This is a genomic window from Flavobacterium sp. LK-23 (assembly GCF_058135255.1).
Genome location: NZ_JBYUVT010000003.1, coordinates 93,939 through 110,003, shown reverse-complemented (window position 1 = coordinate 110,003; position 16,065 = coordinate 93,939). Strand labels below are relative to the sequence as shown.

General features: G+C 34.8%; 11 protein-coding genes. 9 read left to right on the top strand and 2 right to left on the bottom strand.

All coding sequences use genetic code 11. From position 1 onward, the window contains the following. The first annotated feature begins 47 nt into the window (after positions 1-47). From AC3Y25_RS06120 to AC3Y25_RS06080, 9 genes are all read left to right on the top strand, one after another. Positions 48-797, top strand: a complete 750-nt coding sequence (locus tag AC3Y25_RS06120; protein WP_250836953.1) for a DeoR/GlpR family DNA-binding transcription regulator — start codon at positions 48-50, stop codon at positions 795-797. A gap of 331 nt (positions 798-1,128) precedes the next feature. Continuing rightward, positions 1,129-4,044 (top strand): FAD-binding and (Fe-S)-binding domain-containing protein, encoded by a 2,916-nt coding sequence (locus tag AC3Y25_RS06115; protein WP_489902111.1) that lies wholly within the window; start codon positions 1,129-1,131, stop codon positions 4,042-4,044. Between the two features lie 55 nt (positions 4,045-4,099). Beyond that, positions 4,100-4,927 carry an alpha/beta hydrolase gene (locus tag AC3Y25_RS06110; RefSeq protein WP_489902110.1) on the top strand — a complete coding sequence of 276 codons (828 nt, stop codon included), beginning with the start codon at positions 4,100-4,102 and terminating at the stop codon, positions 4,925-4,927. Positions 4,928-5,050: 123 nt separating this feature from the next. Further along, complete coding sequence (locus AC3Y25_RS06105) at positions 5,051-5,179, top strand: hypothetical protein (RefSeq protein ID WP_489902109.1); 129 nt, start codon at positions 5,051-5,053, stop codon at positions 5,177-5,179. 90 nt (positions 5,180-5,269) lie between these two features. Then, entirely contained in the window at positions 5,270-6,751 is a 1,482-nt protein-coding gene (locus AC3Y25_RS06100) for a glycoside hydrolase family 10-like protein (RefSeq protein ID WP_489902108.1), read from the top strand. Positions 6,752-6,764: 13 nt separating this feature from the next. Further along, positions 6,765-9,266 (top strand): beta-N-acetylhexosaminidase, encoded by a 2,502-nt coding sequence (locus tag AC3Y25_RS06095; protein WP_489902107.1) that lies wholly within the window; start codon positions 6,765-6,767, stop codon positions 9,264-9,266. Between the two features lie 3 nt (positions 9,267-9,269). Continuing rightward, complete coding sequence (locus AC3Y25_RS06090; protein ID WP_489902106.1) at positions 9,270-10,574, top strand: serine hydrolase domain-containing protein; 1,305 nt, start codon at positions 9,270-9,272, stop codon at positions 10,572-10,574. 228 nt (positions 10,575-10,802) lie between these two features. Continuing rightward, on the top strand, positions 10,803-11,942 hold the full coding sequence (locus tag AC3Y25_RS06085; RefSeq protein ID WP_489902105.1) for an exo-beta-N-acetylmuramidase NamZ family protein: 1,140 nt from the start codon (positions 10,803-10,805) through the stop codon (positions 11,940-11,942). Between the two features lie 130 nt (positions 11,943-12,072). Further along, positions 12,073-13,935 carry a TonB-dependent receptor plug domain-containing protein gene (locus AC3Y25_RS06080; RefSeq protein ID WP_489902104.1) on the top strand — a complete coding sequence of 621 codons (1,863 nt, stop codon included), beginning with the start codon at positions 12,073-12,075 and terminating at the stop codon, positions 13,933-13,935. Between the two features lie 530 nt (positions 13,936-14,465). Here AC3Y25_RS06080 and AC3Y25_RS06075 read toward each other — a convergent pair. Next, a complete protein-coding gene (locus AC3Y25_RS06075) occupies positions 14,466-15,203 on the bottom strand; it encodes an alpha/beta hydrolase (RefSeq protein ID WP_489902103.1) in 738 nt (245 codons plus the stop codon). Further along, positions 15,200-16,033 (bottom strand): 4,5-DOPA-extradiol-dioxygenase, encoded by an 834-nt coding sequence (ygiD, locus tag AC3Y25_RS06070; RefSeq protein ID WP_489902312.1) that lies wholly within the window; start codon positions 16,031-16,033, stop codon positions 15,200-15,202. The genes AC3Y25_RS06075 and ygiD overlap by 4 nt, the downstream gene beginning before the upstream one ends. Positions 16,034-16,065: the final 32 nt, after the last annotated feature.

Sequence of the window (16,065 nt, the reverse complement as noted above, 5' to 3'; positions counted from 1 at the left end):
TGAAATATTTGATATATTTGTGATGAATTTTAACTTTTATAAAAAAAATGCTGAAAGCCGAGAGACATAAATACATAATGACTAAACTTATTGAAGACCAAAAAGTTGTTACAACAGATTTAGCTTTGGCTCTCGATTTGTCTGAAGATACCATAAGAAGAGATTTGAACGAATTGGACAGTAAAAAGCAGTTAGAGAAAGTATACGGCGGTGCTGTTCAAGTTAAAGAAAAACCTGCAAATGTATTTGATATTGCCATAACGGCAGAAGAACAGAAAAAGCAAATCGTGACAAAAGCATTGTCTCTTCTTCATGATGATCAGGTTATTATAATGAGTGGAGGAAGTACTAATTTGGTTTTTGCAAAGTTAATTCCGGCCGATTTGAAAGCTACCATATATACTTATAGTTTACCAATTGCCATGCAGTTGTCTCAGCATCCTAATATTGATTTGATTTTTATTGGTGGGAAAATGCAAAAAAACGCAATGGTAACAATAGGTATGGATGTGATTCAGGTGGTTTCTAAAATAAAAGCCGATATTTGTTTCATTGGTGCTAGCAGTATTAATATCAAACAGGGACTTACAGAAGTAGGTTACGAAATCTCAATTGTCAAAAAAGCAATGATAGAAGCTTCTGATAGAGTGGTTTCGATGTTTGCTTCCAATAAATTAAATACCAAAATGCCACATGGTGTTTGCGATCTTACCCAGTTGGATACTATTGTAACAGAATTAGATCCAGAGGATGAAAAACTAGATGAATATAGAAAATCTGGAGTTTTTATCTTATAACTTTAAACTTATCTAATATAATTTTTGCGTTTTGTTGCGTTATTTTAATTTTATTATGTTAAAAAACGCAAAATAATGTAGTTGTATGCTTTTTGTATCTATATTTGTTAAAACTAATTTTTATTAGTCAGATATATTTATGAAAAACATTCCTTTCTATGCTTGCCATTTCTCGGATGTATTTAAAAGAAGTTCAGGCTTTTAAATAGGAATTTTAATAAATATTGAATTCTAATAAAATTTAGAATGTATTGTTTTTGCGAATAGCTTTTTTAGCGAAGTGCAGGAATAAAACATCTATTAAAGAACCAAAAGCAACAGAACCAATTAAATGTCCGATTCTCTCCAACTACAAGAATTAGAAACTTCACTAGAAGGAACTCTTTTTTATGATGACCTTCATAAAAAAATATACGCCACAGATGCCTCTGCTTATCGAATTATGCCTCTTGCCGTGGCCATTCCAAAATCAGAAAATGATATTGTAAATATTATTCGGTTTGCTTCCAAAAATAAAATTTCTATAACGCCAAGAACAGCTGGAACTTCACTTGCAGGTCAAACTGTCGGAAGCGGAATCATTGTCGATGTTTCGAAACATTTTAATAAAATTGTTTCTTTTGATCCTAAAAAGAAAACCATAACGGTTCAGCCCGGAGTAATTCGTGATGAACTGAATTTATATCTAAAACCACACGGATTATTTTTTTCACCAACAACATCCACAACTAATAGATGTATGATTGGCGGAATGGTCGGAAATAATTCATCGGGAACAACTTCAATTCGTTATGGCGTTACCCGAGATAAAATTGTAGAAATAAAAGCCGTTTTAAGTGACGGAACTACAGCGGTATTTAAAGATTTAACTTCTGAAGAATTTATTGAGAAAACAAAAGGAGATTCTTTAGAAAATAAAATTTATAAAACGATTTACGAAGAACTTTCGAACAAAGAAAATCAGGAAGAAATCCTAAAAGAATTTCCAAAGCCAGAAATTCACAGACGAAATACCGGTTATGCAATTGATATTTTACTGAAATCGAAACTTTTTTCGGGAACAGAAGATACCATCAATTTAGGAAAACTCCTTTGCGGAAGTGAAGGAACTTTGGCCTTTACAACAGAAATTACTCTGAAAGTAGACGATTTGCCTCCAGTAAACAATATTATGGTTGTGGCGCATTTTCATACCATTCAAGAAAGTTTAGAAGCTGTTGTGACCGCAATGAAACATCATTTGTACACTTGCGAAATGATGGATGATACAATTTTAGATTGTACCAAAACCAATAGAGAACAGGCTAAAAACCGATTTTTTATTGTTGGCGAACCAAAAGCAGTGATTATGCTCGAAGTTGGATCGCACATTAGTATGGAAGATGCCGAAATGCAGGCCGATGCTTTGATTAAAGATCTTCAAATTAATGGTTTCGGATATGCTTTGCCAAAAATTTATGGAACCGATATTGACAAAGTAAACGAGGTAAGAAAAGCAGGTCTCGGACTTTTAGGAAGTATTGTAGGTGACGACAAAGCTGCCGATTCTATTGAAGATACGGCGGTTGAGTTGAGCGATCTTCCCAATTATATTGCCGATTTTGCAGCGATGATGGAAAGACACGGACAAAGTGCGATTTATTATGCGCATGCTGGAGCGGGAGAGCTGCATTTGCGTCCGAAGATAAATTTGAAGACAAAAGAAGGATTGCATCAATTCCGAAATTTATCTACCGAAGTAGCGCATCTGGTAAAAAAATATAGAGGTTCGTTAAGCGGTGAACATGGCGACGGAATCTTAAGAGGGGAGTTTCTGCCGTTTATGATTGGCGATAAAAACTACGAACTGCTAAAACGAGTAAAAAAAGCATTTGATCCCAATACGATTTTGAATGTTGGGAAAATTGTAAATGCTTCTAAAATGGATGAAAACCTTCGTTTTGAAGCGGGAAGGATAGAACCGGAGATAAAAACGATTCAGGATTTCTCGGATAGTTTAGGAGTTTTGCGAGCTGCTGAAAAATGCAATGGTTCAGGCGATTGCCGTAAAATGCCATCGGCAGGTGGAACTTTATGTCCGAGTTATCGTGCCACGAGAAACGAAAAAGATACAACGCGTGCACGTGCCAATGCATTAAGAGAATATCTGACGAATTCTGAAAAAGAAAATAAATTTGATCACGAAGAATTGTATAAGGTTTTTGAATTGTGCGTAAGCTGTAAAGCCTGTGCCAGCGAATGTCCGAGCAATGTTGATGTGGCAACTTTAAAAGCAGAATTTTTATATCAATACCAAAAAGCAAACGGATTTTCTTTTCGAAATAAAATCTTTGCTTTCAATTCAAAATTGAATGAATTGGGAAGCATTGCGCCATCTGTTACCAATTGGGCTTCTAATCTTTCATTCGTTAAAAAACGTATGGGAATTGCGCCTGAAAGACAAGTGCCTTTATTGGCTCCAAAGACCTTTAGAAAATGGTATGAAAAGAACAAAAAAAGTAACATAAACAGTTCTTTTGAAAATGGTAGTGTTTATCTTTTCTGTGATGAATTTACCAATTACTATGATGTTTCAGTCGGAATCGATGCTTTTGAATTATTAACCAAATTAGGTTACAACGTAATTATAATTGATCATGAAGAAAGCGGAAGAGCTTTTATTTCAAAAGGTTTTCTGGAAGAAGCGCAGGAAATTGCCAATAAAAATATCAACACATTTAAAAATATAATTTCTCAAAACACACCTTTAATAGGTCTTGAACCTTCGGCAATATTGACTTTCAGAGACGAATATATCCGATTGGCTGCAGATAAGGAAAGTGCGGAGAAATTAGCTAAAAATACCTTTACAGTCGAAGAGTTTTTTAAAAGAGAAATTGGCAACGGAAAAATTCACGCAGATCAATTTTCTGAAAAAGAGAAAAATATTAAAATTCATGGGCATTGTCATCAAAAATCATTGAGCTCAGTTGAAGCTTCTTTTGCGATGCTGAATATTCCAAAAAATAATACGGTTACGATTTATAATTCTGGCTGTTGCGGAATGGCGGGTTCATTTGGATATGAAAAAGAACATTACGAAATCAGTATGAAGATGGGTGAAGATACTTTGTTTCCGAAAATCAGGGCAACAGAACCATCTACAGAAATTGCAGCCGCAGGAACCAGTTGCCGCCATCAGATTTTTGACGGAACGAGCAGAAAAGCCATGCATCCCGTAACTATTTTAAAAGATTGTTTGAAATAATTTTTTGTATTTTCCCAGTACTTTTCAAAAATATTATTTTATAAAAACATCAATTATGAAAAAAACAATTTACACCTTTTTGTTCGCATTTCTAATTTTTACGGCCAGAGCAGCAAAGGTTGATACTTTACAGGTTTTTAGCCCTTCGATGCAGAAGAACATTAAAACTTGTGTTGTGGTTCCAGAGAATTATAAAAAGAGCAAAAAAGCATTTCCTGTGGTTTACTTGCTTCATGGCTATAGCGGAAATTATGGTTCTTGGGCGAAAGATTTTAAAGAACTAGGAAAACAAGTAGATCAATATGGTTTTATAGTGGTTGGAGTAGATGGAAATTATTCAAGCTGGTATTTTGACAGTCCGATCGATCCGAGTTTTAAATATGAAACTTACGTGGTAAAAGAACTGGTTCCGTTTATTGATAAACAGTACAGAACAATTGCAGACCGTAAAGCAAGAGCCATTTCAGGTTTAAGTATGGGCGGACATGGCGCTTTGTATTTGTCATTCAAACATCAAGATGTATTTGGTGCCGCAGGAAGTATGAGCGGAGGGGTAGATTTTCGTCCGTTTCCTGAAAATTGGGATATCAAAAAACGATTAGGCCCAATTACAGAATTCCCAGAAAACTGGAATCAGAATACCGTGACCAATATGCTGGACTTGGTAAAAGACAATAAACTAAAACTGATTATTGATTGCGGAGTTGATGATTTCTTTATGAAAGTAAACAGAGAACTGCATGCAAAAATGTTGGATCTAAAAATAAATCACGATTATATCGAACGCCCAGGCGAACATAATCTTAAATACTGGGAGAATTCTTTAAAATATCAGCTGCTGTTTTTTCATGATTTCTTCAACGAAAACATAAAAACAAAGTAACGTTAAGTGCATTGCGAACTACCGATAATTTGTAATGCATAAATTTTGGTTGGTTATCCTAACAGGTTTTCAAAACCTGTTAGGTATTTTTTTGCCACAGATTAAAGGATTAAAAAGATTTTTTTGTCAAAAATTAAATCTATTGAATCTGCTAAATCTGCGAGAGAAAATAACCGACAAAGAATAAAAAAGCTTAAAAAGAAAAAACTTTGCGCCTCTGCGCCTTTACGAGATTTAAAAAAAAGAAAATAAAACCTTGCGAACATAGCGTAAACCACTGCGTTCTTTGCGGTTAAAATTTTCTACAAACAATATTATACTAACTACCTAAAATAATAATTTATGAAAAGCCTAAAAATTATGATTTTGGTATTGCTGATTCAGACCAAAATTTTCAGTCAGCAATCTCCAAAAAGAGAAATGCGAGCCGCTTGGATTTCTACAGTAGAAAATATCGACTGGCCGTCTAAACCTGGTTTATCAGATAAAGAAATGAAGAACGAAATGATTGCCATTTTGGATAATCTACGTTCTTATAATATGAATACGGTAATATTTCAAATCCGTCCTACTGCTGATGCATTTTATAAATCGACAAAAGAACCAGCATCGCATTGGATAACAGGAACGCAAGGCGTTGCGCCAGGTTTTGATCCGTTGCAGATGATGATTGACGAAGCAGGAAAACGCGGAATGAACGTTCATGTGTGGCTTAATCCGTATCGTGTTCAAAAAGATACGGTAAGAGATGTGCTTTCAAAAAATCATTTATATTTTAAAAGACCAGACCTTTTCCTGACGTACGGAAAAACGAGATATTTTAATCCGGGTTTAAAAGAAACCAGAGATTTTGTGGCTTCTGTTGTGGGCGAAATTGTTCGTAAATATGATATTCAGGCCGTGCATATGGATGATTATTTTTATCCGTATAAAATTGAAGGGCAGGAGTTTCCAGATGAAAAAGCATTTGCCAAAGAACCGCGCCAGTTTAAAGACAAAGACGATTGGAGAAGAGACAATGTCGATTTAATCATCAAACAAATTAGAGATACCATTATCGCTAATAAACCAGAAGTCGAATTCGGAATTTCGCCATTTGGAGTTTGGAGAAATATAGCCAAAGATTCACAAGGTTCTAATACAAAAGCAGGAGCAACCAATTATGATGATTTGTATGCGAATATCTTAAAATGGCAAAAAGAAAACTGGATCGATTATGTAACACCTCAAATCTATTGGCACATTGGTTTTGACAGAGCCAATTTTGAAGTTTTGGCAAAATGGTGGGCAGAACATAAATATGGAGCAAATGTTTATGTGGGTCATGGCGATTACAAAATTTCAACTACTGCTAAAGAACCAGAATGGAGAAGTCCAGATCAAATTGTAAAACAGATTGAAATGATTCGTAAAATGCCTCAAATTGAGGGTTCGATGCATTTTACTGCTTCTACTTTCCTAAAAAAGGGAGATACACTTAGAAAGCCTCTTCTTCAAAAAGAATACAAATACATCGCTTTAACGCCAGAAGCGAATAGAATTACGAGATTAAAACCAGAACCGCCAACAAATGCAGTAATTGTTAAAAAAGGCGATAAAGCAGTTTTAACTTGGAAAGCGGCTTTAAATGACAAAAAATATGTAATCTACAGATTTCCAAAAGGAAAAATTACCGATTTCTCAAATCCTCAGAATATTTATTATGTGACAACGGCTCTAAAACTAGAAGTGCCAAACCCAGATTTGGAAAACTACGTTTATGCGCTCACGGCTTTAAGTCAGACCCAGACAGAAAGCAGTCCGATTGAATTTTCAACAAAATAAAATATAAAAAGAAATGAGAAAAAGTATTCTTCTATTAGCCCTATTTCTAAGTTCGCTTAGTTTTGTACAAGCCCAAAAATTAGACCTAATTCCAAAACCTGTATCAGTTCAGCAAAGTGCGGGACAGTTTGTTTTTCCTTCGCCATTAAAAATGGTTGTAGACAAAAAACTAAAAAATAGCGCCGATTATATCACAGCTGGTTTTTCAAAAAATACAGGAATTGCCCCAATTGTTTCGATTGGAAAAAAACACGGAAAAAATACTATTTCATTTTTAGTAGATAAGAAACTGAATCTTCCAAACGAAGGTTATCAATTAGAAATAAACCAAAACGGAATTTTCATAAAAGGAAAAACGGATAAAGGCGTTTTAAACGGATTTCAGACTTTACTGCAAATTTGCTCTGCAAAAGAAGTCAAAAAAGGAACTCTTCCGTTTGTAAAAATAGAAGATTATCCTCGTTTTGATTGGCGCGGAATGATGCTCGATTGTTCAAGACAATTTTTCGATAAACAAACCGTAAAAAATTATATCGACTGGTTGGCTGCTCATAAAATGAATGTTTTTCACTGGCATTTAACTGACGATAACGGCTGGAGAATCGAAATTAAATCATTGCCAGATTTAACTTTAAAAGGTGCTTGGAGAGGCCCTGGCGAAGTTTTGCTGCCATCTTATGGTTCTGGAGACAAACGTTACGGAGGTTTTTATACACAAGAAGATATTAAAGAAGTCGTAGCTTATGCTGCAGATCGCGGTATTTCGGTAATGCCAGAAATCGAAATTCCAGGGCATTCGCGTGCGGTAACGGCTTCATATCCAGAAGTGGGTTGTGCGATAACGCAGGAACTTAAAAGTGTTCAGGGCGAAGTAAAAAATGTTTGGTGTGTAGGGCGCGAAGAAAATTATGATCTTCTGGATTCGATAATCAAAGAAGTTTCTGGACTATTTCCTTTTGAATACATTCATATTGCGGGAGACGAAGTGAATCGTGCCAATTGGGAACATTGTCCAAAATGTCAAGCTTTAATGGCGAAAGAAGGATTTACAGACAGTTTTCAGCTTCAGAATTATTTCTTTAAAAGGGTTCAAACGATTGTAGATAAATACCATAAAAAAACGGATGGATGGAATGAAATTCTGAAAGGCGGAGAAATCAATCCAAATACGCTTATTTCTGCTTGGCAGGGAATTAGTTACGGAATTGAATCGGCAAAAAAAGGATATAAAACCATCATGATGCCGGGACAGTTTACGTATTACGATATGGCGCAATCAGAAACAGAACGCGGCCATCGTTGGGCAGCGATTACCGATACCAAAAGAGCGTATTCGTTTGAACCAATTCCTGATGCTGACTTAACTCCCGAAGAACAAAAAAATATCATTGGAGTTCAAGGCGCTTTATGGAGCGAATATTTGGATCGTCCGGCAAGAATTATGGAATACCAAAGTTATCCGAGAATCAGCGCGTTGTCTGAAATTGGATGGTCTAAAAAAGAAGATAAAAACTGGGACGATTTTTATGGAAGATTAACCAATAGCCATTTAAAAAGATTAGCTAATATGGGAATTGCATTTAGAGATTTTCCTCCCACAGCCATTTATAAAAACGGAACAATTAGCGTAACTCCACCTTATGAAGGTGCCGTTGTACGATTTGATAAAGATGGAAATGAACCAACAAGACAATCACCTTTGTATACTGAACCAATTCAGACTAAAGATTATGAGCAGTATATGTTTAAAGTTTTTTTCAATGAAATGTCGGCAAGTCCAGCGGTAAAAGTGGAGAAATTGCCTATTGCTACTTGGAATACTTCAAAAGCAGAAGTTCTGACTATTTCAGAAAATATTTCAGAGCACGTAGATAAAAAAGGCATTTGGTATCTGACTTTTAATCCAACGGATGACGGAGCAATCGGAACAATCAAAAATGTTTCGCTTTTTGAAAATGATAAATTAGTTCAGACTTACGCAGACGAAAAAGCTTTAAAATCAAAACCTCGTTTGAGATTTCTAATTGAAAATTACAACGAAAAAAATACCTATAAATTAGATTTTACGGTTGAAAATAAAGAAGAGAAAAAATCTGCTGCAAATGTAAAATTCAATTGCTCGCCTTATCAAGAACCAGAAGTGAAAGTGACTTCTTCGATGGCAGAAAATCCGAAGTTTCCAATTTCGAATCTGCAAGATTATAATGAAGAATCGTACTTGCGTACCGATGTTGCGTGTAAAGACGGCGATTGGATTTTGTATACCTTTACTAATCCTGTAATCTCTTCTAAAATAGATGTATTAACTGGAATTCCACATCATCCGAGATTTATAATAAATAACGGTTTTGTAGAGTTTTCATACAATGGAACTGATTTTATCAAAGGCGATAATTTTGATTACGGAAACGCATCAATTTATCCGAAACAGCCTGTAAAAGCAGTTAGAATTCAAATTACAGGAACCAATAATGAGCCTTTAATGGCAGGGCAGGACTTAAAAATTAATCCGTAAATCATGAAAAAGATAATATTTAGTATCATTATTATTTCTTTTGTTTTTTTAGGAATGAGTTTTCATTCTCCTAATAAAATAAATATTGATGGCGACAATAATGAAAATGAAGCCTATATTGATTCGATGATGCAGAATGCTCTTAAAAAAGGTTTTTTTCCAGGAGCACAAATTATCGTGGGTACTGGAGATTTTAATTTAATTTCCAAAAACTACGGTTATCACGATTATTCCAAAAAGCAATTAGTAAAATCAGATGACGTTTTTGATTTGGCTTCAATGTCTAAAGTTTTAGGAGCGACATTGGTAACGATGCGTTTGGTTGGAGATGGAAAAATTAAACTGACAGATCAAGTGGGCGAAATTGTTCCGTTTTATAAAAATACAGCAATTTCCGATTTAACGCTTTTTGAGTTGTTAACACATACTTCTGGATTAACACCAAGTATTACTTTTTATCAAGCATTGCTTTCTACACCAGATAATTCGCCTTTTTTGAGCAATCAAAAATCAGAGCAATATGTTGAGCCTTTTGATAATATGTATGTAAATAAAAACATTGTTTACAATTCAAAATATTTGGTTTTTGAGCCAAAAGAAAATTGGGTTCAGATTTATAAAAACATGTGGCTGAATCCAGAATTTTATTCATCGGTTTATGAAAGGATTGCGAAGGCCAATACAAATCCGAGAGGGAAATATCTGTACAGCGATTTAAATTTGCTTTTGGTGAAACAAATGATAGAAACCAAAACGGGAAAAAAACTCGATCAGTTCACAAATGAAATTTATACCGAATTAGGCATTTCAAAAATTGGATATAATCCGTTAAAATGGACTTCGATCGAAAACGTAATGCCGACTGAAGTGGATAATTTCTTCAGAAAAGATACTATTAAAGGTTATGTGCATGATGAAGCGGTGGCAATTTTTGGAGGTGTTTCTGGAAATGCAGGTTTATTTGCCAACGCAGAATCAATTGCCGTAATCTGCAAAATGCTGATGAACAACGGAAATTATAAAGGCAAACAGATTCTAAAAGCAAATGCCGTAAAAGAGTTTACAGATTCTCCGCTTGCGAAAGAAGGAATTTACAGAGGTTTAGGTTTTGATAAAAGAAAACCAGACGAGTTTTTTACAAAAGATGATTTTGGACATACGGGTTTTACAGGTACTTTTTTCTTTATGAATAGAAAAACTAATAGATTTTTAATCATTCTTACGAATCGAGTTAACCCAACGAGAACAAACCGATTGATGTACAAAGACGATTTTAGTGCTAAAATCTGGAGGCAAATTAATAAATGATTTTTTTTAGCCACGAATTCACGAATTAATTTTCTCAATCTGTGAGAAAAATTTTGCCACAGATTAAAAGGATTAAAATGATTTTTAGCCAATTGTTTTGCTTGTTCGCTGTCGCTTGATTCACGAATTATTTCAAATTGGTGTAATTCGGTGGATGTTTTTTATACACATAGATTATAAATAATAATTCGTGAATTCGTGGCAGAAAAAATATAAAAAGTAATTACCATGAAAAATATAATAATCTGCATACTAATTTCAGCCGTTTCTTTTGCGCAGCAGATAAAAACCGGTGCTGAGAATTCTGAAAAATACTTGCCTTTATTGAAAGGCAAAACCGTAGGAATCGTTACCAATCAAACGGGAATTATCAATAAAGAAAAACACTTAGTCGATTTTTTAGTAGAACAAAAAGTAAAAATCAAAACCATTTTTGCGCCAGAACACGGTTTTAGAGGAACGGCAGATGCGGGCGAACATGTATCGGACGAAATAGATTCTAAAACAGGGTTATCCATTACTTCATTATACGGAAAAAACAATAAACCGACACCAGAGCAATTAAAAGGAATCGATATTATGATTTTTGATTTGCAGGATGTTGGAACGCGATTATACACGTATGTTTCTACCATGCACCGCATTATGGAAGCCTGCGCTGAGAACAATGTTCCACTGATTGTACTGGATCGTCCCAATCCGAATATCGCGATTGTCGACGGTCCGGTTTTGGACATTGCTTTTAAAAGCGGTATCGGAATGCATCCAACGCCTTTATTGCACGGAATGACTTTGGGCGAAGAAGCAAAAATGATCAACGGACAAAAGTGGCTGAAAGATGGAATTCAATGTAAATTGACCGTAATTCCGTGTTTGAATTATACTAGAAAAAGCTCTTACAGTCTTCCAGTTAGGCCTTCGCCAAATTTACCAAACGATCAGGCGATTAATTTATACGTGAGTTTATGTCTTTTTGAAGGAACCAATGTGAGCATGGGACGTGGAACTGAAAAACAGTTTCAAATTTATGGTTCGCCAGATCTTCCAAAAAGTGATTTCGCTTTTACTCCAAAACCAAATTTTGGTGATAAAGATCCTTTGTATAATGGAGTGGAATGCAACGGAGAAGATTTATCTGCAATTCCAAAAATAAACAGATTAGAAATAAAATGGCTTATTAAAGCATATCAGACCACTGCTGATAAATCTAAGTTTTTCGACAAAAGAAAATTTGCTATTCGTGCAGGAAATGAAAAATTGCAACAGCAGATTGAAGCCGGAATTTCGGAAGAAGAAATCAGAAATAGCTGGAAAGAAGGTGTGGCAGCATTTAAAAAAATGCGAGCTAAATATTTGATTTATAAGTAATATCTCTCACATTTGCTTAGATTGTAGCAAAATAGAACATAATATCATCCGGACTAGTTATTATTATAAAACTGGTATGCTTTATTGGTACGGTAAGAAACTACTTTTGCCAAAAAAATAGTAAACCAAAATGAAAAAGATCTATTTTGCTGTCTTTACAGTAATTTGTACCAATTTTTACGCACAGACAAAGAACGATTCCATCAACCAAATGGATGAAGTTATTATTAATGAAGGCCGTTTTAATATACCAATTTCTAAACAAAATAGAAATGTATATGTTATCTCGAGCGAAACCATTAAAAAATTGCCAGGAAGAACATTGCAAGAAGTATTGCAATATGCCAACGGAGTAGACATCAGACAAAGAGGACCATTTGGAACTCAAGCCGACATTAGTGTTGACGGTGGAAGTTTTGAGCAAACTGTTGTTTTATTAAACGGAGCAAAAGTAATCGACTCGCAAACTGCCCATAATATGTTGAATCTTCCTCTTCCGGTTGAAGCAATTGAAAGAATTGAAGTAGTTCGCGGACCAGCTGCGAGAATTTACGGAATTAACAGTTTAACTGGAGCAATCAATATTATTACTAAAAAGCCAACCGATTCTGGTTTTATGGTAAGCACTTATGCAGGTTCTAATTTCGAAAAAGATACGCAAGATACAGGCGATACTTTTTACGGAACAGGAATTCAGGCTGGAGCTGTTTTAGGTAAAGAAAAACAGCAACATTTACTTTTTGCTTCGCATGATAAAAGCAATGGTTACCGCTACAATACCGCATTCGAAAACAACAAAATTTTCTATCAGGGAAATGTTCAGATTAATGATAAGAACGAAATTTTAAGTTCTGCAGGTTATATCAATAACGGATTTGGTGCAAACGGATTTTACGCAGCACCTGGAGATAAAAACTCAACAGAAATTGTTCAGACTACGTTTGCCAACATTCAGTCCAATCATCAAATTACGGAGAGTTGGAAAATTATGCCGAGAGTAACGTACAGATACAATTATGATGATTACCGTTACTTAGGAAACTCAAATTTGGCTGTTGGAAGAAGTCAGCATTATACCAATTCTATTGCGGGAGAATTGAACTCTACCGTTAAATTATCTAAAGGAGAAATTGGTTTTGGAGCTGAATTTAGAAACGAAAACATTCGCTCTTCAAACATTGGAGATCACGATCGCGAAAATGTTGGATTGTATGCTGAATACAGAACGAGTTTTACTGAAAAACTAGATGTAAATATCGGAACATATTTAAACTATAATTCAGATTACAAATGGCAGATTTATCCAGGAATCGATGCAAGTTATGCCATTACAGATGCGTTTAAAATTATTGGAAATGTGGGAACAAGTCAAAGAATTCCTTCATTTACCGATTTATACTTGAAACAGACGGGAAATATCGGAAATCCAGAATTAGATTCAGAAAACGCGTTTCAGAGCGAAATCGGATTTAAATACAATAAGAGAGCTTTGAGCTTTAATGCGAATTATTTCTACAGAAAAATTGACAACTATATCGACTGGATGCGTAATCTTACCACGCAGCCATGGCAAAGCCAAAACACTGGAGATTTAAACACCAATGGTATCAATTTGCGTGGAACTTATAGATTCGATTTCTCTAAAGATTCTAGATTGAACATCCTTTTAGGATACACCTATTTAGATTCTGAATTTAAAACTGCGCGTACAGAAACGTATTCAAAATATTCCATTTCTTCATTAAAGCATCAAATTACCAACACGATAGATTATCAGTTTAAAAATCTGTCTGTAATGTTTGCAACTCGTTTTAACGAAAGGATTACAGGACCTTCTTACTGGGTAAATGATTTTAGAGTTAGCCAATCAATCAATAAATTCACCATTTTCTTAGATGGACAAAATATCTTCAATGCAACGTATTATGAAGTAGGAGCGGTGCCGCTGCCTTCTAGATGGTTTACATTGGGAGTGAAATTAGTTACTTTTTAATTGCAATTTTGAATAGAAAAAAGGGAAGATATCGAAATTATCTTCCCTTTTTTGTGTAAATCCATCATAAATTACATTAAAAAGTTTTATCGGACCAAATGGTAACGATTTGAAAAATAGTAATCATTATGGGGAAAATTTTATTAAATAGCATTTCTTTGAAAGCCACTACTTTTTCTTCATTTGTTAATTCACTACTTTTTAAAACATTGACAGATCTCGACAAGTATTTCATTATAAAAATGCTACAAGAAAAAATGATTAAAAAGTAAAACAGTTGGTTTGGTAGAACTTCGAAATAGAAATTAGAAGCAACAAGTATCAATCCAAATGGAATCAAACCTAAATAGTTTTTGCTAATGTTTTTATTGTTTAGTTTTAGGTAAAGTACAAAATTTAAAAGTAAGAAGAATAATGAATAACCAATTTTTAGAATCATTTTTAGAAAAGAAATATAAGTTTTGATTTGTTTTTGAAAGCAATATTAGTCTTTTTAAAAATATAATAAAAAAAGCCTGTGAATATTACGTTTACAGGCTATTCTTCTTTAACCAAAGATTGACATCATCAAACATCTGTTTATTTAGGGTATGACCTTCTTCGTACGAATGAAAATTTGGGTTTAAGTTTTTTGTTTTTAGAAAATCAGAAGCGTCGACGGCATATTGATAATTTAAAACGGCATCTTGTTTTCCGTGAGAAATGAAGATTTTAAGATTTTCAAGACGTTTTTCATCTGCCATAAACGGTTTTATTTCGGGTAAAAGCCTTCCGCTCATTACAGCAATTCCTTTTACTTTTTCTGGAGCAGTAAGCGCAACGCTGTAACTCATAATTCCGCCTTGGCTAAATCCCATTAAATAAACTTCATCTGGATTAAAGTTAATTTCAGATTTTAAATCGGTAATAAAATCAATCAGCATTAATCTTGAATTTTCTGCCTGTTCAGCATTTATTTGAGGTTTTCCAGTAGAAAAATCCACCTGAAACCAAGCGAAACTATTTGGACCGAAAGTTAGCGGGCCGCGCGCAGAAACTACGACAAAGTTATCTGGCAATTCGGGAGCAAACGAAAACAAATTTTGTTCGTTTCCGCCAACGCCATGAAGCAAAATCACTAAAGGCGGATTTGCCGTTTTTATTTTTGGTTCTCTAATTAAATAATGCAGTTTAGTTTTTTCTTTGATTGAATTCATAATTGTAAAACTGAAAATTGATAGGGTAATAAGGACAGCAAATGCCATCCAAAAAGGCTTTTTTATACTCATGCTTTGTCTATTTTTACAGACATCATATTGAGTGATCCTGCAACAAGTTCATCATTAAAAACAGTTGCTTTTTCGTCTTTTTCTTGAAGCGATAAAATGTACAATAACGGAAGATAATGTTCGGGTGTTGGAACCGCCAATTCAAATTCTCTTCCCTGTTTATCAAACTGAATAAGCGATTTATGGTCATTGTCCAAAATCATGCTTTTCATTTTTTCATTTGCAATATGAGCCCATTCAAAAGCATAACCGGGAACCATCATTTTGTCCCATGCCGCTAGACGTAAGTTGTGAACCGTATTTCCGCTTCCGACAATAAGAACACCTTTTCGGCGTAAAGCAGCCAATTCTTTTCCTAATTCATAATGATAAGAAGCAGGTTGCGTATAATCAATGCTCATTTCGATAACTGGAATATCAGCATTTGGATAAAGAAATTTTACAACCGTCCAGCATCCATGGTCCAACCCCCAGTTATTGTCTAAACCGACTGAAGCCGAAGTAATCAGTTTTTGTGTTTCCAAAGCCAATTCTGGACTTCCAGGCGCAGGATATTGTACGTCGAAAAGTGCCTGCGGAAAACCTCCAAAATCATGAATGGTGGGCGGTTTTTGCATTGCGGTTACAAAAGTTCCTTTGGTTTCCCAATGTGCCGAAATACAAAGTATGGCTCTTGGCTTTGGCAATGTTTTGGCTACTTGCTGAAAACCTTGCGTGAAATTATTATCTGCCAATGCATTCATCGGATTTCCGTGTCCAAGAAAAAGAATTGGCATTCGTTCTGTTGGGCCAAAAGTATCTACGGCCGTTTTGAGTGAGCTGAGTTTCATTGCTGCAGCTCCGATAGGTAAAATTGCCATGG

Bases quoted from the DNA above. Each gene is read 5' to 3' on its own strand.
- AC3Y25_RS06100 (WP_489902108.1), top strand. From the start codon at position 5,270: ATGAAAAGCCTAAAAATTATGATTTTGGTATTGCTGATTCAGACCAAA.
- AC3Y25_RS06095 (WP_489902107.1), top strand. From the start codon at position 6,765: ATGAGAAAAAGTATTCTTCTATTAGCCCTATTTCTAAGTTCGCTTAGT.
- AC3Y25_RS06110 (WP_489902110.1), top strand. From the start codon at position 4,100: ATGAAAAAAACAATTTACACCTTTTTGTTCGCATTTCTAATTTTTACG.
- AC3Y25_RS06085 (WP_489902105.1), top strand. From the start codon at position 10,803: ATGAAAAATATAATAATCTGCATACTAATTTCAGCCGTTTCTTTTGCG.
- AC3Y25_RS06090 (WP_489902106.1), top strand. From the start codon at position 9,270: ATGAAAAAGATAATATTTAGTATCATTATTATTTCTTTTGTTTTTTTA.
- AC3Y25_RS06075 (WP_489902103.1), bottom strand. From the start codon at position 15,203: ATGAGTATAAAAAAGCCTTTTTGGATGGCATTTGCTGTCCTTATTACC.
- AC3Y25_RS06115 (WP_489902111.1), top strand. From the start codon at position 1,129: ATGTCCGATTCTCTCCAACTACAAGAATTAGAAACTTCACTAGAAGGA.
- AC3Y25_RS06120 (WP_250836953.1), top strand. From the start codon at position 48: ATGCTGAAAGCCGAGAGACATAAATACATAATGACTAAACTTATTGAA.
- ygiD (WP_489902312.1), bottom strand. From the start codon at position 16,033: ATGAAACTCAGCTCACTCAAAACGGCCGTAGATACTTTTGGCCCAACA.
- AC3Y25_RS06080 (WP_489902104.1), top strand. From the start codon at position 12,073: ATGAAAAAGATCTATTTTGCTGTCTTTACAGTAATTTGTACCAATTTT.